The sequence below is a fragment of the Flaviflexus salsibiostraticola genome (genome assembly GCF_003952265.1).
Taxonomy (GTDB): domain Bacteria; phylum Actinomycetota; class Actinomycetes; order Actinomycetales; family Actinomycetaceae; genus Flaviflexus; species Flaviflexus salsibiostraticola.
The window spans coordinates 416835-436928 of the sequence record NZ_CP034438.1; the positions used below are offsets into that span (position 1 = coordinate 416835).

Below are 20094 nucleotides of genomic sequence, written 5' to 3' on the forward strand. Positions count from 1 at the left end.
TCGACCCGCGGCTCGCGCCGCGGGTCGCGGTGTTTCCGAAATGTCTGGTCCCAGCCGTATAATGTGACCTATGGCCGAAATCGAGAGTGATGTTCCCCGCATCAGGTCCAGGCTGTCCTGGCTGAGCGGGCGGACGCAGCACGTGCCGGCGGCTCTCGAACCGCTCATGGCCGCCATCGAGGGCGGCACGGTCGATCGGCAGAAGGTCATCCGCGCCTACGAGATCGCAGAGCGCTGCCACCAGGGCCAGTCCCGCAAGTCCGGCCAGCCCTACATCACCCACCCGATCGCGGTCGCGACGATCCTCGCGGAGCTGGGGATGGACACGGACACGCTTGTCGCCGCCCTTCTCCACGACACGGTCGAGGACACCGGGTACTCCCTCGAGTCGCTCAAGAAGGAGTTCGGCTCCGACGTCGCGGTGCTCGTCGATGGGGTGACGAAGCTCGACAAGGTCGAGTACGGCGAGGCCGCCCAGGCCGAGACGGTGCGGAAGATGGTCATCGCGATGTCGAAGGACATTCGAGTCCTCCTCATCAAGCTCGCCGACCGTCTGCACAACGCGCGCACGTGGAAGTATGTCTCCTCGAGTTCGGCTCAGGCGAAGGCACGCGAGACGCTCGAGATCTACGCCCCGCTCGCCCATCGTCTCGGCATGAACTCGATCAAGTGGGAGCTCGAGGACCTGTCGTTCAAGACGCTCTACCCCGATGTCTATCGGGAGATCGAGCGGCTCGTCACCGAGCGGAGCTCGGGACGCGAGGCATACCTCGAGGCGGTCAAGGAGGAGCTGACTCGTGAGCTCAAGGCGGCTCGGATCCGCTGCACGATCACGGGCAGGCCGAAGCATTACTTCTCGATCTACCAGAAGATGATCCTTCGAGGCCGGGACTTCGAGGACATCTACGATCTCATCGGCGTCCGGATTCTTGTCGAGTCTGTGCGGGACTGCTACGCCGCCCTCGGTGTCGTCAACACGCTCTACACGCCGATCCAGGGCCGCATCAAGGACTACATCACCACCCCGAAGTTCAACCTCTACCAGTCGATCCACACGACGGTCATCGGCCCCGAGGGGAATACGATGGAGGTGCAGATCCGCACGTACGACATGCACAAGCGCGCCGAGTACGGCGTCGCCGCGCACTGGCGGTACAAGGAGAACCCGAACGCCACCCGCTCCAAGAAGGGCGAGTCGACGACCGAGCAGGAGACCCAGCTCAACTGGCTCCGCCAGCTCGTCGACTGGCAGCGGGAGACCGCCGACCCGACCGAGTTCCTCGACTCCCTGCGGTACGAGATGTCGGGCAACCGCGTCTACGTCTTCACCCCGCGGGGCGAGGTCATGGATCTGCCCGCCGGATCGACCCCGGTCGACTTCGCCTACGCCGTCCACACCGAGGTCGGTCAGCGCACCGTCGGTGCGAAGGTCAACGATCGGCTCGTCACCCTCGACCACAAGCTCGAGTCGGGCGACACGGTCGAGATCATCACTGCGAAGGGGCCCGATGCGGGACCGAGCCAGGGCTGGCTCGAGTTCGTCGCCTCACCGCGCGCCCGGGCGAAGATCAAGTCGTGGTTCACGAAGAATCGCCGCGACGAGGCGATCGAGGTCGGCAAGGAGCGGCTCGCGAAGGCGATCCGCCGCAAGAACCAGCCGGTCCAGCGCCTCATGACCCACGACACCCTCAAGGGTGTCGCCGATGACCTCAACCGCTCTGACGTCTCCGATCTCTTCGCCGCGGTCGGCGAGGGGCACGTCTCCGCCGAGAACGTCGTCCGCAAGCTCATCGCCTCCCAGGGCGGCCAGGCCGGCGTCGAGGAGACGCTCGCCGAGGCGGTCACGCCGACGAGGATCAGGGCCCGCCAGATGGGCGGCAGCACCGGTGTCGTCGTCGAGAACCTCGACGATTCGGATGTGCTCGTCAAGCTCGCCAGATGCTGCACGCCGCTGCCGCCGGATAAGATCGTCGGCTTCGTCACCCGCGGCAATGGCCTGTCCGTCCACCGTGCGGACTGCCCGAACGTCAAGAGCCTCAAGCGCGAGCCGGAGCGCTTCCTGCCGGTCTCGTGGTCGGATGAGGGCGGCTCGGTCTACCTCGTTCAGGTCCAGGTCGAGGCCCTCGATCGCAACGGTCTTCTCGCCGATATCGCCCGCGTCCTGTCCGAGCACGGGGTCAACATGATCTCCGGCAACCTCAACACGACGCGGGAGCGGGTCGCGATCTCGCGGTTCACGTTCGAGATGGCGGACGCCCGACATCTGCAGACGGTGCTGCGCGCCCTGCGAGAGATCGAAGGCGTCTACGACGCCTACCGGATCACCGGGTCCTCACGCCCGTCACAGCAAGCTGTGCAATCAATCGACTAGCCCCCCACGTGTCTCGGCCGCGAAAGCGCTCTCCCATGAAGTCGATGACCTCATCGGCGTCCACGCCGTGGCGCAGCATCTCGAGAACGCCCAGCACGCCCCGCTCGGGCTTCAGCATGAGAAGGTCGGCAGTCGTCCGCACGGGAGTGGTGACGGGCACGCCGCCCGGCCACTCGACATGATCCTTCTTGAGGAGCCTGCGGTCCGTCGTCCAGCGCGTTGACCTGCCCGGTAGGGGAGCGGTCGGCACCTCCCACAGGGTGCGGGGGTTGACCGTCCATCGTCCCGTGTGAACGAAGACGGCCGCGTGATCGACGAGGACGGCATGGCCGCGGATATGGGCATGGACGGCGCGGGCTCTCATGCCCGGCACCGCGCAGAGGTCGGCGGGTACCGCCCGCTCCGGCGCGACGACGCACAGCTCATCGCCGCGCGGATCCCCGTAGAAATCCGTGCCCTTGACTATCCCCATCACCGGCGACCATTCCATAGCTAAGAACATCATGAGGGAGCATCCCATCGAGGGACCGATCCGCACCTGTGGATGAACGCCAGGGGCCCCGTCCGAGTGGACGGGGCCCCTGGGCGCACTGCGTGTGCGGCTACTTCAGCTGGTTGAGCCAGGCGCGGCGGGCATCGAGCGCCTCCTGGGCGCGCTTGGCCGCCTGCTCGTCACCCCTCGCCTTCGCATCCTCGAGCTCGGCCTCGTGCTTGGCGATGGCCTCTTCGAGCTGGGCTGCGAAGCCGGTGGCGCGCTCGACCTTCGACGGGTCTGTCCTGCGCCACTGCTCATCCTCAGCCGACCGGACGGCCGACTCGATGTCGCGGAGCCTGCCCTCGGTGCGGCCCATGTCCTTACGGGGCACGAAGCCGATCTGCTCCCAGCGGTCCTGGATATCGTGGAGCTTCGCCTTCGCCGCCTGGATGTCCTTGATCGGCAGGATCGACTCGGCCTCCTTGACCAGTTCGAGCTTCGCCTGGAGGTTGGCAGTCTGCTCGCTGTTGATCGAGTCGCGGTCGGCCTGACGGGCGTCGAAGAAGACCTGCTGGGCCGCACGGAACCGCGCCCACAGCTTGTCGTCCTCCTTGCGGGTGATACGGCCGGCGGCCTTCCACTCCTCGAGGAGGTCGCGGTACGCGGCAGAGGTCGCACCCCAGTCGGTCGAGGAGGACATCTCCTCGGCCCTCTTGATGAGGGCCTCCTTCTTGGCGGTCACCTCGTTGCGGATCGTCTCGACCTGCGAGAAGTGCTGGCGGCGGTGGCGGTCGAACTCGGTGCGTGCGCGCGAGAAGCGCTTCCACAGCGACTCCTCCGAGGACCGGTCGATCCTCGGCCCGCTCTTCTGGGCCGACTTCCACTGGTCGAGGAGGGCGTTGAGCTCGTTGCGGGAATCGCGCCAGTGGGTTTTCTCCGGATCCTGGGCGGCGATCGCCTCGGCGCGCTCGATGATCGTCGTCCGCTCGGCGAGAGCCTGCAGCTTGGCGACCCGGCGCTCCTCCTCGAACTCCGCCTGGCGGACCTTGAGCCGCTCACGGACGACCTCGGCGCGCTTGCGGAGAGCCTCGACATCGCCGACCACGGCCGGTTCGATGAGGGCCTCCTCGAGGGACTTGAGGGCGGGGACGATCTCCTGCGGGTTGACGAACTCGAGGCGGGACTCGAGGAGCGCCACCTGGGCGACGAGATCGAGGTAGCGGCGCACGTAGACCGACAGCGCCTCATCCTTCGAGTCCCCGATCGCGTACTGACCGACGAGACGCTCACCGCCGTCACCGGACGCGCGCAGGTAGACGTTGCCCTCCTCATCGACGCGACCCCACGCGGCAGCCTCCGAGGCTGCCTTCGGGTCGATCGGGGGAGCGGGCGGAACGACGGCGGGCTTGCCGGCGGGCTTCTTGGGAAGCGGCGGGGGCTTCGGGCCGCCCTTCGGCGGCTTCGGGGCAGGGCGTCCCGGGGTCGGAGTTGCACCCGTGGCGGTCCCATGGGGGACAGGCTTCGGGGCGCCCTCGCTCTCGCGACTCTCCTCGGAGGCGGGCGCGGACTCCGCCTTCTCGGCGGATGCATCGACTGTGACACCCGAGACGTCGTGGCTCGCCGGGGCCTCTGTCGAGACCTCGGCGTCGGCTGTTTGGCCGTCACCGCTGCCGGTGGAATCCACCGGTGTCACGTCGGCCACCGGGTCGGCGGCAGGTGTGTCGGTGAGCAGGTCCGAGGCGGACTGGGCCTCACCGCCGCCGTCCTCGGCGCGGTCGGCGGCGGGGACGGGCTCGCCCGTCAGCTGCTCGTCCGCTGCCTCGGTGGGCTCTTCCGTCGCATCGGCGGGAGCCTCGTCCGTCTGTGGGCTGGCTGCGCCCTCCTCGGGATCCGTGGGGACCGAGGTCTGGGCGTTGGCTCCGGGTGAGACGAGGGGCGCGTCAGACGCAGGCGTCTCGCTGCCTTCTTCTGTGAAGTCGTGGACCCTGGGCTCTTCGTTCTCTGTGGGTTCGTGACCCTGCGTTGACTGCGTCATGTCGCTCCTTGGGACGGGGTCGGCAAGTGCGTAACCGTTCTCGTGTTCGGACCTCAACATTATACGACGTTCCGCCGCATCGATGGCCACTGGAACGGAAGTTCATCGTCTTGGAAAGACCGTGGGGGCAGGGCTAACGTAGACCCATGCGCTTGTTCATCTATACCGAGACGGCCTTCGAGGCGAACTGCTACATCTGGGAGAATACGGACACGAAGCAGGCCATGGTCGTCGACCCCGGTGCGGGCAGCGCCGAGTGGGTGGAGCAGAAGCTCGCAGCCGAGGGTCTCGAGCTCGTCGGCGTGCTCCTCACCCACGGTCATCCTGACCACGTGTGGGATGCGGCGAAGGTCGCCGGCGATCAGCCGGTCTTCATCGCGAAGCCCGATGCCTACAGGCTCGAGGATCCGCTGGCGCACACGCCCTTCACCACCCCGGGCCTCATCAGCCAGTTCCTCACGTGGGAGGAGCCGACCAACATCCAGATGATCCCGGATGCCTGCCTCCAGGGCTCCGGCGCCCAGATCCTCCCCGGCTTCCCCATCCGGGCAGTGCTCATGCCCGGCCATACGGAGGGCTCGGTCGGCTACCTGACTGCGGGCGTGCTCGAGGACGGCGCGGGCGCGATCACGATCTCCCAGGGCGGCTGCGGGGGCGGCGGCTGCGACGGGTGCGATTGCGGGGCCGGCGGCGGCGAGGCCGAGCCGGTCGCCATCCTCTTCATCGGCGATGTCATCCTCGGCGAGTCGATCGGCCGCACAGACCTTCCGGGCGGCGATGATCGGGAGATGCAGGCGACCCTGCGGATGCTGACCGTCTCGATCAACCCGGACACCGTCCTGTGCACGGGTCACGGACAGCTGTCGACGCTCGGCTACCAGCTGCAGGCGAACCAGTTCCTCCGCTCGGCGGCGATGGCCGAGGCCTGATTCGGCACATACCGCACGTGCCTGACCAAAGGTGCGGCACAGCCGTGCGATAATTGGCGCCATGGCACGTCACTTCTCACTCTCCGGGTTCCCCGAATGGCTCCCCGAGCAAAGGCTCGTGGAGCAGCATGTCCTCACGACGCTTCAGCGGACATTCGAGCTCCATGGGTTCTCCGGCATCGAAACCCGGGCGGTCGAGCCCGTGTCCCAGCTGCTCTCCAAGGGCGAGACCTCGAAGGAGATCTACCTCCTGTCGCGGCTCCAGGCGGAGGCCGGCGGCGATGACGCCGAGCTGGGGCTCCATTTCGATCTGACCGTGCCGCTCGCCCGGTACGTCGTCGAGAACGCGGGCCGGCTCCTCTTCCCCTTCAAGCGCTACCAGATCCAGAAGGTCTGGCGCGGCGAGCGCCCCCAGGACGGCCGCTTCCGCGAGTTCGTCCAGGCCGATGTCGATGTCGTCGGCCAGGACACCCTCTCCCAGCATCACGACATGGAGCTGCCGCTCGTCATGGTCGACGCACTCGGCCGGCTCCCAATCCCGCGGGTTGTCGTCCGCGCCTCGAACCGCAAGGTCGCCCAGGGCTTATACGAGGCCGTCGGCATCGCCGACGTCGATGGTGCCCTGCGCGCGATCGACAAGCTCGACAAGATCGGCGAGAAGGCTGTGGCTGAGATGCTCATCGCCGGTGGGGCGACCGAGCAGCAGGCCGAGCAGGCCCTCGCCCTCGCCCGCATCCAGGGCTCCGATGGGTCGATTGCCGACCGCGTGCTCGCCCTTGGCGCCCGCTCCGACCTGCTCGACGAGGGCCTTCACGAGCTCGTCGCCCTCATCGAGGGCGCGAATGCCCTCATGCCCGGCGCGATCACGGCTGATCTCAAGATCGCCCGCGGTCTCGACTACTACACGGGCACGGTCTACGAGTCGACGATGATCGGCCACGAGGATCTCGGCTCCGTCTGCTCGGGCGGTCGATACGACTCCCTCGCGACAGACGGGAAGAAGACCTACCCGGGCGTCGGGCTCTCCATCGGCGTCTCCCGGGTCCTCGCCCGGGTCCTCGGCGCCCCGCTCGTCGAGGTCTCGCGCAGCGTGCCCACGGCCGTCCTCGTCGCCGTCCTGGATGAGGATCACCGCGCTCAATCGGATCGCATCGCCATGAGTCTCCGCGACCGCGGCATCCCAACCGAGGTTTCGCCCTCGGCCGCGAAGTTCGGCAAGCAGATCCGCTACGCGGACCGCCGCGGCATCCCCTACGTGTGGTTCCCCGGCGATCCGGACTCCGTCAAGGACATCCGCTCCGGCGATCAGACGGATGCCGACGCGGGGGAGTGGATGCCGCCCGCCGATGACCTGCACCCGACCGTGCGGACGGTCTCATGAGCGAGGTCGCACCGCTCCTCGCCGATCTGCGCCAGACGCTCGACAGGCTGCGCTTCCCGCTCGACCTGCCCCAGTCCGCGGACGCACGCGAGGAGACCGCCGATCTGAGGCACCAGCTCGATGACTATGTCCTGCCCAGGTACGAGTCACTCGATGCCCCTCTCCTCGCCGTTGTCGGCGGCTCCACAGGCTCCGGTAAATCCGCCCTTGTCAACGCCCTGACGAGCACTCCGATCGCCCAGTCGTCCGCGATTCGTCCGACGACCCGCACGCCCCTTCTCGTCCATCATCCCGATGACAGGAGATGGTTCGACGGGGACCGGATTCTTCCCGAGCTCGCCCGCGTCCGGGGCGGCGACGGTGAGTCCCATACGGAGCTCGCCCTCGCCGAGGCCGAGACGCTTCCCCCGGGGCTCGCGCTGCTCGATTCCCCCGACATCGACTCGATCGTCGAGGAGAACCGGCGGCTCGCCGCCCAGCTTCTCGCCGCTGCCGACCTCTGGCTGTTTGTCACGACGGCGGCACGGTATGCGGATGCGATCCCGTGGGCCCTCCTCGATGAGGCAGCCGCCCGCAACATCGTCATCGCCATCGTTCTCAACCGGGTGCCGCCCGGAGTGGGTGCCGAGGTCCGCTCGGACCTCGCGAGGAGGCTCGAGCAGCGCAGCCTCTCCCATGCACCCCTCTTCGTCATCGGTGAGACCGATCTGAGCGAGGGTGGGCTCATCCCCGATGCGGACGTCACCGATATCCGCGCCTGGCTCGAGGGGCTCGCCCACGACTCATCCGCGAGGACCGCTGTTGCCCGGCAGACCCTCGGCGGGGCCGTGGACGCGCTGACGCTCCGCGGCGAGACGCTCCTACCCGCACTCGGCGAGCAGCGCAGCGCGCTCGTCACCCTCGCCTCGCAGGTCGATGATGCGTTCGCGCACGCCCATGCGAAGGTTGTCTCCGCGGTCGATGATGGCTCGGTCCTTCGCGGCGAGGTTCTCGCCCGCTGGCAGGACTTCGTCGGCTCCGGTGAGATCCTCCGCCAGGTCGAAGCCGGCGTCGGCCGGCTACGGGACAGGATCTCGGCATGGTTCCGGGGAGGCACCCAGGCCCAGGCTGAGGAGATCGAAGAGGCGATCGAGGATGGCATCGCCCGCATGCTCGTCGGCGAGACTGAAACCGCGATCGCAACCGTCGAGCGCGCGTGGGCGCGCGGCCTCGGCGGTGAATCCCTCGTCTCCGATGCTGCGGCGCGGCTGCGCTCCCACGACGAGCGCGTTGAAGCCGCAACGATCCTCGTGCGCGAGTGGCAGGCGACCCTCACCGATCTCATCCGCGAGGAGGGCCAGGACAAGAGGGCCGCCGCGCGGGTGCTGTCGCTCGGCATCAACACCGTCGGCATCGCCCTCATGATCGTCATCTTCGCCTCGACCGCCGGTCTGACCGGTGGTGAGGTCATGGTCGCGGGCGGCACCGCCGTCGTTGCCCAGAAGGTGCTCGAGGCAATCTTCGGTGATGAGGCGGTGCGCCGCATGGCGCAGTCCGCACAGAAGGACCTGCATCGTCGCGTCGGCGAGTTCATGGTCGATGATGCCGAGCCGTTCCGCGATGAGCTGGCGACCCTCGGGGTCGACGCCGCGGCCGGAGACGACCTGGCAGAGGTATTGGCGCTCCTCGCCGCCGCACGGCGAGAGGAGCAGGGGGAGTGACCACGTTGAACGAAGGGCTGCACGATCTCAGCCGCGCCATCGAACTCGCCGCGGGCAAGGTCCCCGAGGATCTCCTCGCCCGGGCCGCGGCTCTCCGGGACACCGTCGTCGAGCGCCAGGCAGCCGGCCTCGAGACGACGGTCGTCGCCCTGTTCGGTGCCACCGGCTCCGGCAAGTCCTCGCTGTTCAATGCCCTCGCAGGGGCGCCGCTCGCCCGCGTCGCGGCCCGCAGGCCGACGACGAGCGCGCCCATGGCCGTCTCCGAGCAGCCGGCCTCCGAGGTACTCGACTGGCTCGACGTCAAAGACCGCCAGCTCCAGAGCGGGATCTTCTCCGACCACGGGGACCGCATCGTCCTCCTTGATATGCCCGACATCGACTCGACCGAAGTCGCCAATCGAGAGATCGCCCGGCGTCTCGCCGGGGTCGTCGACGTCCTCATCTGGGTGCTCGACCCCCAGAAGTATGCCGACGCAGTCGTCCACGAGGACTACCTGCGGGCCATGAGCGAGCATTCCGACGTCACTCTCGTCGTCCTCAACCAGATCGACACGATCGATGATGAGGAGCGCAGGAGCGTCCTTGCGGACGCCCAGCGCATCATCCGCGAGGACGGCCTCAACGCCGATGTCCTGCCGACCTCGGCGCGGACCGGGGATGGCATCCCAGCCCTCAAGTCCCGCATCGTCTCCGTCGCCGCCACCCAGCAGGCCGCCTACGACCGTCTCGCTGCGGATGTGCGGGCGATCGGCCGTGACCTCAAGGGCACGCTCGGCGAGCCCGGTGCAGGGGTCGCACCGAAGGATCGGGCGAGGGTCACCTCGGCCGTCGCCTCGGCCGCCGGTGTCGACCAGGTCGCGAAGGCCGCGGCCGGCTCCTACCGCTATCGCGGGAAGAAGTGGGTGGGGTGGCCGCCACTCGCGTGGCTGCGCGCTGTCCGAGTCGACCCGCTCAAGGGCCTCCATCTCCTGCCCGAGAAGGGCGAGGTCCCTGCCCTGACCGGGGTGAGGGCCACCCCCGCGAAGGAATCCCAGGTGCGCGGCCTCGTCCGCGACATCGTCGCCGCCGCCACCGAGGGCATGCCGCCCGCATGGCGGCGGGACGCCCAGGAGATTGCGGAGTATCGGGTCGGCAATGTCCTCGACCACGCGGACCGGATTATCGCCCGCGCCGACCTCGGCTACTCGAAGAAGCCCGGCTGGTGGTCCCTGTGGAGACTGCTGCAATGGATCTTCCTCCTCATCGCCGCCGCCGGCCTTGTCTGGATCGGTGTCCTCTGGGCATTCGAGTCGTTGGCGATGCCACTGCCGGATACTCCTCAGTTCGGGGACTTCCCGGTCCCGCCGGTGCTGTTCCTCGGGGGCCTTCTCGTGGGCCTCATTCTCACCCTGCTCGGCAGAGCCTTCCTCAACTCCGGCGCCAAATCGGTGGAGCGACGGGTTCGCAAGGCGCTGACGAAGGAGATCACGCCGGTCACCGAAGAGCACATGCTCGCCGGAATCGATCAGGTGCTGGCGGAATCGCGGGAGCTCAATGAGCTGGCCACGAGGCTCGTCGGTGTTGGACAGAAGTCGGCGAAGAAGCGGCGGAGCTAGGCGGCAATCTGAAGCAGAGAGCATCGAGAAGGGCCGGCGCTATTGAAGTGCTCCCCGGAAGTTGGACTGTAGAAGTCAGTTCCGATTTCCGGGGAGTATTTCATGTATTTGAGGTCTTTGTTATCGCCACAGCAGCGTGAAGAGGCTGTTGGCTTGTTCGAACGGGGCTACGGCGCATGGTTTGTTGCGACTCGGCTGTGCGTGCCTGAAGGTCGCGTGGCGCGGCTCTATGACCGGTGGCGGATCCATGGCAGATTGTGCCTCATGAACAAGCCAACCAGGACTCAGCACTCGTATGAGAAGAAGAAGGTCGTCGTAGAGCGTGTCCTGGCCGGGGAGTCGAAACCGGCCCTGGCTCAGGAGTTCCAGCTGTCCTCTCCTAAGCTCATCGATGCATGGGTGCGTCGCTATCGAGATGAGGGTGAGGCCGGCCTTCGACCCAAGCCCAAAGGCCGTCCACGTAAAGACGATGATGCTCCGCCGCGCCAGCTCAGTGAGCTCGAGCAGGTCCAGCGGGAGAACGAGCGGTTGCGGGCGGAGAACGCGTACCTGAAAAAATTGCGGGACTTGAGGGATCAGGGGCACAGGTGAGAACCCTCGCTGTCGCCACCCTCAAGTCGGACTACAATCTGGCGGTGCTGCTGGAGATCGCACGCCTGCCCAGGTCCACGTTCTACTACCATCTGCACGCATTGAACCGTCCCGACCGCCACGCTGCAGTCAAAGCCTTGATAACGGAGATCTTCTCCAGCAGGCAGGGCAGGTACGGGCACCGACGCATTCGTCTGGAACTTCACCGCCGCGGCATGCAGATATCGCAGAAGACGGTATGGAAACTGATGCGCGAGCTCGGGTTGAAGTGCAAGACCCGATCACGGAAACGGTATGTCAGCTATCGCGGACAGGTCGGAACCATCGCGGACAATGTCCTCAATCGTGACTTCACCGCCACCGAGCCGAACCAGAAATGGGTCACCGATGTCACCGAGTTCCGCATCGGAGCCGACAAGCTGTATCTGTCACCGATCATGGATCTCTTCGACCGCTCGGTGCTGTCCTACTCGATCGGTCCCAGCCCGACAGTGGAGTTCACCCTGACCCCGCTTAAAGCCGCGCTCAGCGCCCTGCCTCCAGGAGCGACTGTGCTTGTCCATTCAGACCAGGGATTCCAGTACCAGCATGGAGCCTGGCGTGCTGCCTTGGCCAACGCAGGGGCACGGCAATCGATGTCACGCAAGGGCAACTGCCTGGACAACGCGGTGATGGAGAACTTCTTCGGACACGTCAAGGAAGAGATGTTCCACCACGACCCCCACGACGACATCGCCGCTCTCGAATCAGCCCTGCACACCTATATCGCCTGGTACAACACCCAGCGACTATCCCTAACGCTCAAGGGCATGAGCCCGATCGAATACCGGACCCACGCCCTCGCAGCCTAGGTGTTTAATTAACTTGTCCAACAAATGGGGAACAGTTCACTATTCCCGGCCCTTCTCGGCATACCGCTCCACCACAGTGCAAACTAGTCCCGAATCACCTGTAGATCTCCCGCCGATGACCGATGCTGATCACGAGGACGACGAGTTCAGCGTCTTTGACCTCGTAGATGACTCGATAGTTGCCGACCCGTATCCGGAGGGCACCGCCGCTCCCTTTGACTTCGATTGTTCCGGTTGGTCGCGGCTCCCCAGCCAGCTCTTCGATTGCCTGCTTCAGACGGCGCATGTCCTGAGGATGCAGTCGCTTGAAGGCCTTTGCCGCTTTGGGGGCGATGCGGATGTCATACATCAAGATTGCGTCGCCAGCTAGAGTCCGAGCTCATCCATGAGCTCGTCGAACGGGATATATCCGCCAGCTTCTCTTGCTTGGGCCACTGCTTCGGAATCGAGCTTGTCTTCCAGAGCTTCAATTGCTCGGTCAAAGAATTCGGGCGAGACCAGGACTGCACGGCGATTTGCTCCGCGAGAGGTGATCTCGACGGGCTCACGCTGAGCGGCAGCGATGTACTCGCTTTGGTTATTCCGAAATTCTGAAAGAGTCGCACTGGTCATGGTTGGAGTGTACTACTTGTACAAGATAGTACACAATAGGGTGAGCAGGTGACAGTGGAACTCGCAATGGTCGTCGATCCTCAAGGTCTGCCGAACGGTCATCGACCTTGGGGTGTTGACCTGGACTCCTCTAAATTCACCACCGACCTTCGGAGATATTCGTGGAGAATCGCGCGAAAGCCCTGGCTCTACGCGCGGAAGGTTCTACGGTAGATCTACACCTGCTCGACGATGCGACGACGGAGATGCGAGATGAGCACACGACCCATTGACGAGATATTCGGAGCTCTTCTCGCCGAGACCTCATCCCGCGTGATCTCCGGGCACGGTCCATTCGGGGCGGCTGTCGGCGGCGATTCTCCTCCCCGAACGTGAGCCGAGTCTAGGATTCAATACCGTCACCCTCGTCCACGATCCGACCGCCCACGCCGAGATCAATGCGATACGGGACGCCTGCGCTCTGCTCCGCTCCCACAGTCTCGCAGGCGCCACTCTCCTCGCCACGTCGGAGCCGTGTCCCATGTGCTTGACGGCCGCCATGTGGGCTCGGCTCGATCACGTCTACTACGCGGCGACGATTGCGGATGCTGCGGCCGCAGGCTTCGACGACACTGCTTTCTATCAGCAGGTCACCGAGGGCCCAGCCGACTTCACCTACACCCACGTTCCTCACCTCGACCGGCTCCTGCGGTTCACGACATGGACGGAACTCGAGGACAAGATCCCGTACTGACGCTCGCTCGGGATAGGCGCGTAGAGCTGGGCAGGGTGAGGTGACTATCGCTGAGGAAGCCACCGGTGCAACGAGTGCCAGACTCGCCGACTCATCTTCGCAGACTGTAAACGTGCGGCCCCTCCGAAGAGGGGCCGCACGGGTGTCACTCAAGAGTGACGTGTCGCTCCGCTGTCTCAGTAGTCTCGGCGACGCTTGGGAGCTGCGGTCCGACGCTTGTCGAAACGGTCACCCCCACGCTTGAATCTCTCTCCACCGCTCATGCGGTCACCACGATCGCTTCGGTATCCACCGCGATCGCTGCGGTAGCCGCCACGGTCGCTGCGATGACCGCCACGGTCGCCGCCGCCACGGGGTCCCTCGTCAAGACGGATCTTGAGGGCACGGCCGGAGACCTCGGCGTCGTAGATGCGGCTGGTCGCATCGGAGGAGAGCTCGCCGATGATCTCGACGAGGGAGAAGGAGGGGTAGATGTCGATCTTGCCGAGGTCCGAGCCGCGAAGCCCGCCCTCGCCTGTGATCGCACCGACGATCGCGCCTGGCTTGACGCCGTCGCGGTGGCCGACCTCGACGCGGTAGCGGCGTGAACCGGACATGGAGCCGCGCTCACGGCGTTCGCCGCGATCCCGGTCCTGGCGGTCCCCGCGCTCGTCGCGGACGGTGATGCGGTCCGGCTCGTCATTGGCCTGCGGCCCGGGGTCGCGAACGCCGAGCGCGAGAAGAGCATAGACAAGGTCATCGACCGACATGTCGGTCTCGCCGGCCTCTTGGGCCGCCTTGAAGGCCGCGAGGGTCTCGCGGTAGACGGAGAGCCTGCCGGCGGCGTGGCGCTCGACGGCCTCCTTGAGAAGCCTATCGGCGCGGAGCTTCGACACCTCGGCGGGCGAGGGGAGCTCGACCTCTTCCATGTTCGCCTTCGTGGCCTGCTCGATCTTGCGCAGGCGTGCACGCTCACGGGGAGTGACGAACGAGAGGGCGACGCCTTCACGGCCGGCGCGGCCGGTACGGCCGATCCTGTGGACGTAGGTGTCGATCTCCTTCGGGATATCGAAGTTGATGACGAGTCCGATCCGCTCGACGTCGAGGCCGCGGGCGGCCACGTCGGTGGCGACGAGAACGTCGAGGAAGCCCTCGCGGAGGCGGTTGACGAGCTTCTCGCGGTCACGCTGCGCGACATCACCCGACAGGGCGGCGGCCTGGACGCCGCGGGCGTTGAGCTCGAGGGCGAGCTCCTCGGCTGAGGCGCGGGTGCGGACGAAGACGATCGCCGCATCCGCCTCCGTCGTCGCGAGGACGCGGGCGAGTCCGCCGATCTTGTGGCGGGAGGGCACGACCGCGAAGGTCTGCTTGACGGTGGAGACGACCGAGCGCGGGTTCGAGACGGAGATGTGCTTCGGGTTCGTCATGTGGTGCTCGGCGACCCGGCGGATCTGCGGCGGCATCGTCGCCGAGAAGAGCGCGGTCACGCGGTTCTCGGTCGGCAGCGATTCGGCGATCTTCTCGACATCCTCGGCGAAGCCCATGCGGAGCATCTCATCGGCCTCATCGAGGACGAAGTAGGAGACGCGGGAGAGATCGAGGGCGCCCTTGGCGATGAGGTCCATGACGCGGCCCGGGGTGCCGACGACAACCTGTGCGCCGCGCTCGAGGGCGCGGATCTGCGGAACGTAGGAGGAGCCGCCGTACACGGCGACGACGTCGATGTCGCGGGACACGGCCGCGAAATCCTTGATCGCGTCCGCGACCTGCATGGCAAGCTCACGGGTGGGGGCGAGGACGATCGACTGGACGCGGCGCTTGGCCGGGTCGATCTGCGCAAGCAGGGGGAGGCCGAACGCGGCCGTCTTACCCGTGCCTGTCTGGGCGACGCCGACGACGTCGCGGCCGCTGAGAAGCGTCGGAATGGTCTGCTCCTGAATCGCGGTGGGGGTGGTGAAGCCCAACTTCTGGACCGCGTCGAGCAGGTCATCGGGTAGGCCGAGCTCGGCAAAGCCCGGCGCAGTAATCTCTTCAGCTTCGATTTCGGGGGTGTTCAGTTCAGGCGTATCCGCCATTGTCTTCCTCATCTGCCGAGCTGCCCGAACATTCACATACTCGCAGCCTCAGCTATCACGGCGCCCCTCGGGCGCGTGGCGCAGGGCGCCACCGGCGCACGTTGCGCCTCAACCACTCTAGCGAGAGTCGACGGAATTCGGCAGACCCACGACGGTGACCTTCGGCTCAACACGGAAGGACACCGCGAGGGCGAAGGCCGCGAGCCCGCTCATGACGACGAGGAGGACAAAGAAGGAGAGGGTGCCCTGGCCGGCGATGAGGGCGAAGACGATCCCGGCGACAGCGATGGCGAGGGAAGCGCCCAGGGTGTCGGACAGCTGGAGGGCCGAGGAGGTGCCGCCCTGCTTCTCGATCGGGGTAAGGGAGAGCGCATGGGTCGCCATGGCCGGGAAGGCCATGCCGATGCCGAGGCCGGCGATCGACCAGGCGATGATGAGGAGGATGGGGGAGACGCTCGACCAGGCGACCGGGATGGTCATGACACAGCCGACGAGCATGATGAAGGCACCCCAGGTTGCGATGTGCTTTCTCTTATCCGGGTCGACGACCCGGGCCTGGACGAAGGAGCCGAGCGCCCACGTGATGCTTCCGAACGTCAGCGTGAGCCCGGCCTGGAACGGGTCCCAGCCGTGGATCCGCTGGAGCATGAGGGGCAGGTAGATCTCGATGCCGATGAACGTGCCGTTGATGATCCCGCGGAAGGCGATCGTCGAGGGCAGCCCGCGGCGCAGGCTGATCGTGCCCGGCGGAAGGAGGGGCCGCACGAAGGCGAGGGCAGCCACCATGGAGACGCCGATGGCGACATAGGTGAAGACCGTGAAGTCATCCGCGGTCGTGCCGGAGAGGACCTGGAGGATGATGGCGGCGCCGCCCGTGCCGAAGGCGAGGAGGGCGGTACGGGGGATGCGAGACAGATTGCCCGTGAACTCCATCGGCGGCAGGATCGCCAGAACCCTGCCGATCGCCGGGAGCATGAAGACGAGGATGGTCGGGACGATCGCGAAGACCCAGCGCCAGTGGATCTGCTGAACGAGGAAGCCCGAGATCGCAGGCCCCACGAGGGAGGGCACGACCCATGCGGCCGCGAAGAAGGCGAAGAACTTCGGCTGCTGTGCGGCAGGCACGAGCCTGCCGACGAGAACGTAGAGGGGAACGACGCAGAGGCCGCCGCCCAGGCCCTGGACGAGGCGGCCGATCGTGAATATCTCGATGGTCGGCGCCGCCGTGCAGATGACGAGGCCGACCGCGAAGGCGGACAGGCCGATGAAGAGAGCGGGCTTGACACCCTTGGCGTCAACCCACTGCCCGGCCAGGGCGGTCGTGATGAGCTGAGCGGCGAGGGTGATGCCGTTGGCGAGGGCGAAGAGATGCTCCCCGTCGAGATCCCGGGTCACGGTCGGCATCGCCGTTGTCACGGCAAGGGCCTCGAACGCGATCGCGGTGATGATCGCCGTCGCCGTCCACAGCAGCCAGCGCTGAGCCTTCTCAGAAGCTGTGGGCTGGGGGCGGGTTCTCTTCATAATGGGCATTCTCTCACCGGCCATCGATGCCCGACCACCTCGACAGAGGTGATGCGTGTCCTACACTGTTCCTTGGTGTCGGCTCGTCTCGCCGCCGCCCGGATCCGCCCGTCTCGCGGGTCAGAACCATAGAGGAATTGAGGAATTGTGCTCCGTTCGCACTATACGGGAAGCCTGCGTGCCTCCCACGTGGGAGAAACCGTCACCCTGGTCGGCTGGGTCGACCGCCGCCGCGACCATGGCGGGATCGCCTTCATCGACCTGCGGGACGCCTCCGGCATCGCCCAGGTCGTCATCCGCGAAGAGGTCGCCCACGAGCTCCGGGCCGAATACGTCATCCAGGTGACCGGCACCGTCTCCGAGCGCCCCGAGGGCAACGCCAATGCTGCGATCCCCACGGGCGAAATCGAAGTCATCGCCGATGACGTCGAGATCCTCAACTCGGCCGCCCCGCTCCCGTTCCAGGTCTCCGAGCACGCCGAGGATTCCGGGAAGGTCGGCGAGGAGACCCGCCTCAAGTACCGCTACCTCGACCTGCGCCGCAAGTACGAGCAGAACGCGATCCGCCTGCGCGCCAAGGTCAACCGCGCGGCACGCGCGGTCCTCGACGAGGCCGACTTCGTCGAGATCGAGACCCCGACGCTCACCCGCTCGACCCCCGAGGGTGCCCGCGACTTCCTCGTCCCGGCCCGCCTCTCACCCGGATCCTGGTACGCCCTGCCGCAGTCCCCGCAGCTGTTCAAGCAGCTCCTCATGGTGGCCGGCATGGAGCGCTACTACCAGATCGCCCGCTGCTACCGCGACGAGGACTTCCGCGCCGACCGCCAGCCGGAGTTCACCCAGCTCGACGTCGAGATGTCCTTCGTTGAGCAGGATGACGTCATCGAGATCGCCGAGAAGGTCCTCCGCGAGGTCTGGAGCCTCATCGACTACGACCTGTCGACCCCGATCCCGCGCATGACCTACGCCGAGGCCATGCGCCGATTCGGCACCGATAAGCCCGACCTGCGCTTCGGCCAGGAGCTCGTCGACCTCACCGAGTACTTCAAGGACACCCCCTTCCGGGTGTTCCAGAACGAGTACGTCGGCGCAGTTGTCATGCCCGGCGGCGGCTCCCAGCCGCGCCGCACGTTCGACAAGTGGCAGGAGTGGGCGAAGGCCCGCGGCGCCAAGGGTCTTGCCTACGTGACGATCGCGGAGGATGGCACGCTCGGCGGCCCCGTCGCCAAGAACATCACCGATGCCGAGCGCGACGGCCTCGCCGAGGCGACCGGCGCGAAGCCGGGCGACTGCATCTTCTTCGCCGCCGGCGACACGACCGCGTCCCGCGCGCTGCTCGGCGCGGCCCGCCTCGAGATCGGTGAGCGCTGCGGCCTCATCGACCCGAAGGAATGGGCGTTCGTCTGGGTTGTCGACGCACCGCTCTTCAAGCCCAGCTCCGAGGCCCAGGCCGAGGGCGACGTCGCGGTCGGCGGCGGCTCGTGGACGGCCGTTCACCACGCCTTCACTTCACCCAAGCCCGAGCACCTCGACACGTTCGACACGGATCCGGGCAGCGCGCTCGCCTACGCCTACGACATCGTCTGCAACGGCAACGAGATCGGCGGCGGCTCGATCCGTATCCACCGCTCCGATGTTCAGGAGCGTGTCTTCAAGGTCATGGGCCTGTCTCAGGAGGAGGCGCAGGAGAAGTTCGGCTTCCTCCTCGACGCGTTCAAGTACGGCGCCCCGCCGCACGGCGGCATCGCCTTCGGATGGGACCGCATTGTCGCACTCCTCGTCGACGCACCCTCGATCCGCGACGTCATCGCTTTCCCGAAGTCGGGCGGCGGCTACGACCCGCTGACTGAGGCACCGGCACCGATCACCCCCGAGCAGCGCAAGGAGGCCGGCGTCGACGCGAAGCCGAAGGCGCGCGGCGAGGACGAGCAGGCCGACGAGGCAGGCGAGGCCCCGGAGGCGGATGCGTAGCATGGGGATGGACAGGGCCACCGAGGTCTTCTGGAACAGCGGCGCCGAACGGTGGGACCACCTCGTCGAGCGGGGCACCGCCCTGCTCTTCGAGACGGGCGATGACTACGCCATCCTCGCCGTGACCTCGAAGCCGGTTGCGGACCTCGATGAGCTCGTGGCGCTGAGGGACAGTGAGGATGACGAGTTCCTCAGCCTGAGCGCCATCGGCAACCCCGCCTCCATCAACCGCGCCCTCGATCGGGTGCGGGAGGAGATGGAGGAGGGCAGGCTCGAGGCCCTGCCGGGCAGGGGCACCCTGCCCCCGCCCGCCTACGCCATGTTCGAGGAGCAGACGCTCCACGGCCTGTCCGAGCACCACCGCGAGTGGCTCGGCAAGCACGAGGGCCACCGGTGGGACTTCTTCTGGTCCGACCAGCCGCTGCCCACGCCGAAGGGCGATGAGTTCATCCAGCTCCTCGATCTTCCGACCTGGCGGTCGGAGATCGAGCGCGTCATCTCCGCATCGAACCCCTCGACAACCGCACTAGCAGATCTCGATGATCTGCTCTGGTACGGCTACGTCGAGGGGGACCTGTTGGGTGGGGCCATGGGCGTCGAGAGGCGCAGACAGTTCGACGGCACCCTCGCCTCCCACTTCGCCGGGCTCGGCACCGACCCGGACCGGCAGGGCCGGGGGATCGGCGGAGCCGTCATGGCGGGCGCCATCAACCGCGAGCTCAAGGAGACGGCGATCGCCACCTTCGGCATGTGGAGCTGGAACGAGAGGGCCAGGCGGCTCTATCGCAAGCTCGGCATCAACGAGGGCCACACGTACGTCACCCTGGCCACGCATCCACTGCAGGAGTACGACGAGTAGATAGTGACGACTGGACAGTTGTATCTCCTTACGGGGTCCACGCTCTTGGACTCTCCAGGTGAAAGCGGCTGACTTGGGACGGGCGGGATCGTGCGCAAGCACTATCCCGCCCGCACTGTCTACATCGAGCACGACCGTGGGGATCGCATTGATCTTTACTTGGCAGTACCACTCTGGGCATGTGCCTGGATGAATGATGTTGTGACACGTCCTCGCGATGATGTCCTGAGACATCAGTTGAACGGTGTCGCTAGACGCCCGTGAACGATGAAATCAGAAAGCAAAGAACGCGGGCCGGTGGAGGATGATTAGTTGCGCGGAGCATTCATAACCGCCCACTGTCGTGCGCGAGGGAGCGTGGCGGGTTCTCTCTGGATGATCCCGGGACGCAGCCACGGAGCTGCCTCCGATCGACC

16 protein-coding genes are annotated in these 20094 nt (G+C 66.5%); 10 read left to right on the plus strand and 6 right to left on the minus strand.

Going from position 1 to position 20094, the window contains the following annotated elements; translation table 11 throughout:
* Positions 1-70: 70 nt before the first annotated feature.
* Positions 71-2371, plus strand: a complete 2301-nt coding sequence (locus EJO69_RS01990; RefSeq protein WP_126038532.1) for a RelA/SpoT family protein — start codon at positions 71-73, stop codon at positions 2369-2371.
* Here EJO69_RS01990 and EJO69_RS01995 read toward each other — a convergent pair.
* Together EJO69_RS01995 and EJO69_RS02000 are read right to left on the minus strand one after the other, a co-directional pair.
* Complete coding sequence (locus EJO69_RS01995; protein WP_126038534.1) at positions 2322-2843, minus strand: hypothetical protein; 522 nt, start codon at positions 2841-2843, stop codon at positions 2322-2324. The two genes, EJO69_RS01990 and EJO69_RS01995, sit on opposite strands and share 50 nt — an antisense overlap.
* A gap of 130 nt (positions 2844-2973) precedes the next feature.
* Complete coding sequence (locus tag EJO69_RS02000) at positions 2974-4881, minus strand: DUF349 domain-containing protein (protein WP_164519828.1); 1908 nt, start codon at positions 4879-4881, stop codon at positions 2974-2976.
* A gap of 146 nt (positions 4882-5027) precedes the next feature.
* Here EJO69_RS02000 and EJO69_RS02005 point away from each other — a divergent pair, with 146 nt between their 5' ends.
* The 6 genes from EJO69_RS02005 to EJO69_RS02030 all read left to right on the plus strand — a co-directional run bounded on the left by EJO69_RS02005 (position 5028) and on the right by EJO69_RS02030 (position 11928).
* On the plus strand, positions 5028-5810 hold the full coding sequence (locus EJO69_RS02005; RefSeq protein ID WP_126038539.1) for an MBL fold metallo-hydrolase: 783 nt from the start codon (positions 5028-5030) through the stop codon (positions 5808-5810).
* A 61-nt stretch (positions 5811-5871) separates the two neighbouring features.
* Positions 5872-7191 carry a histidine--tRNA ligase gene (hisS, locus tag EJO69_RS02010; RefSeq protein WP_126038542.1) on the plus strand — a complete coding sequence of 440 codons (1320 nt, stop codon included), beginning with the start codon at positions 5872-5874 and terminating at the stop codon, positions 7189-7191.
* A complete protein-coding gene (locus EJO69_RS02015; RefSeq protein ID WP_126038544.1) occupies positions 7188-8891 on the plus strand; it encodes a dynamin family protein in 1704 nt (567 codons plus the stop codon). The genes hisS and EJO69_RS02015 overlap by 4 nt, the downstream gene beginning before the upstream one ends.
* The gene (locus EJO69_RS02020) at positions 8888-10486 is read left to right on the plus strand and encodes a YfjP family GTPase (protein WP_164519829.1); all 1599 of its coding nucleotides are present in this window, start codon (positions 8888-8890) and stop codon (positions 10484-10486) included. Before EJO69_RS02015 ends, EJO69_RS02020 begins: the two co-directional genes overlap by 4 nt.
* A 264-nt stretch (positions 10487-10750) precedes the next feature.
* Positions 10751-11077, plus strand: a complete 327-nt coding sequence (locus tag EJO69_RS02025; protein ID WP_164519830.1) for a helix-turn-helix domain containing protein — start codon at positions 10751-10753, stop codon at positions 11075-11077.
* Complete coding sequence (locus EJO69_RS02030; protein ID WP_164519831.1) at positions 11074-11928, plus strand: IS3 family transposase; 855 nt, start codon at positions 11074-11076, stop codon at positions 11926-11928. Before EJO69_RS02025 ends, EJO69_RS02030 begins: the two co-directional genes overlap by 4 nt.
* Positions 11929-12022: 94 nt before the next feature.
* On the opposite strand, the gene EJO69_RS02035 is transcribed toward EJO69_RS02030, so the two are convergent.
* Positions 12023-12277 (minus strand): type II toxin-antitoxin system RelE family toxin, encoded by a 255-nt coding sequence (locus EJO69_RS02035; RefSeq protein WP_126038554.1) that lies wholly within the window; start codon positions 12275-12277, stop codon positions 12023-12025.
* Positions 12278-12294: 17 nt separating this feature from the next.
* Positions 12295-12540, minus strand: coding sequence for a type II toxin-antitoxin system Phd/YefM family antitoxin (locus EJO69_RS02040; protein ID WP_126038557.1), 246 nt, complete (start codon positions 12538-12540; stop codon positions 12295-12297).
* A 355-nt stretch (positions 12541-12895) separates the two neighbouring features.
* Here EJO69_RS02040 and EJO69_RS12655 point away from each other — a divergent pair, with 355 nt between their 5' ends.
* The gene (locus EJO69_RS12655) at positions 12896-13273 is read left to right on the plus strand and encodes a nucleoside deaminase (protein WP_281272850.1); all 378 of its coding nucleotides are present in this window, start codon (positions 12896-12898) and stop codon (positions 13271-13273) included.
* Positions 13274-13449: 176 nt separating this feature from the next.
* Here the strand turns inward: EJO69_RS12655 and EJO69_RS02050 are convergent, their stop codons facing one another.
* Together EJO69_RS02050 and EJO69_RS02055 are read right to left on the minus strand one after the other, a co-directional pair.
* Positions 13450-15327 (minus strand): DEAD/DEAH box helicase, encoded by a 1878-nt coding sequence (locus EJO69_RS02050; protein ID WP_211331471.1) that lies wholly within the window; start codon positions 15325-15327, stop codon positions 13450-13452.
* Between the two features lie 117 nt (positions 15328-15444).
* Positions 15445-16848: an MFS transporter gene (locus EJO69_RS02055; protein ID WP_164519832.1), complete on the minus strand. Its 1404-nt coding sequence runs from the start codon at positions 16846-16848 to the stop codon at positions 15445-15447.
* 147 nt (positions 16849-16995) lie between these two features.
* Between EJO69_RS02055 and aspS the strand changes: the two genes are divergently transcribed.
* Entirely contained in the window at positions 16996-18819 is a 1824-nt protein-coding gene (gene aspS, locus EJO69_RS02060) for an aspartate--tRNA ligase (protein WP_126038568.1), read from the plus strand.
* Between the two features lies 1 nt (position 18820).
* On the plus strand, positions 18821-19678 hold the full coding sequence (locus tag EJO69_RS02065) for a GNAT family N-acetyltransferase (RefSeq protein WP_164519833.1): 858 nt from the start codon (positions 18821-18823) through the stop codon (positions 19676-19678).
* Positions 19679-20094 lie beyond the last annotated feature (416 nt).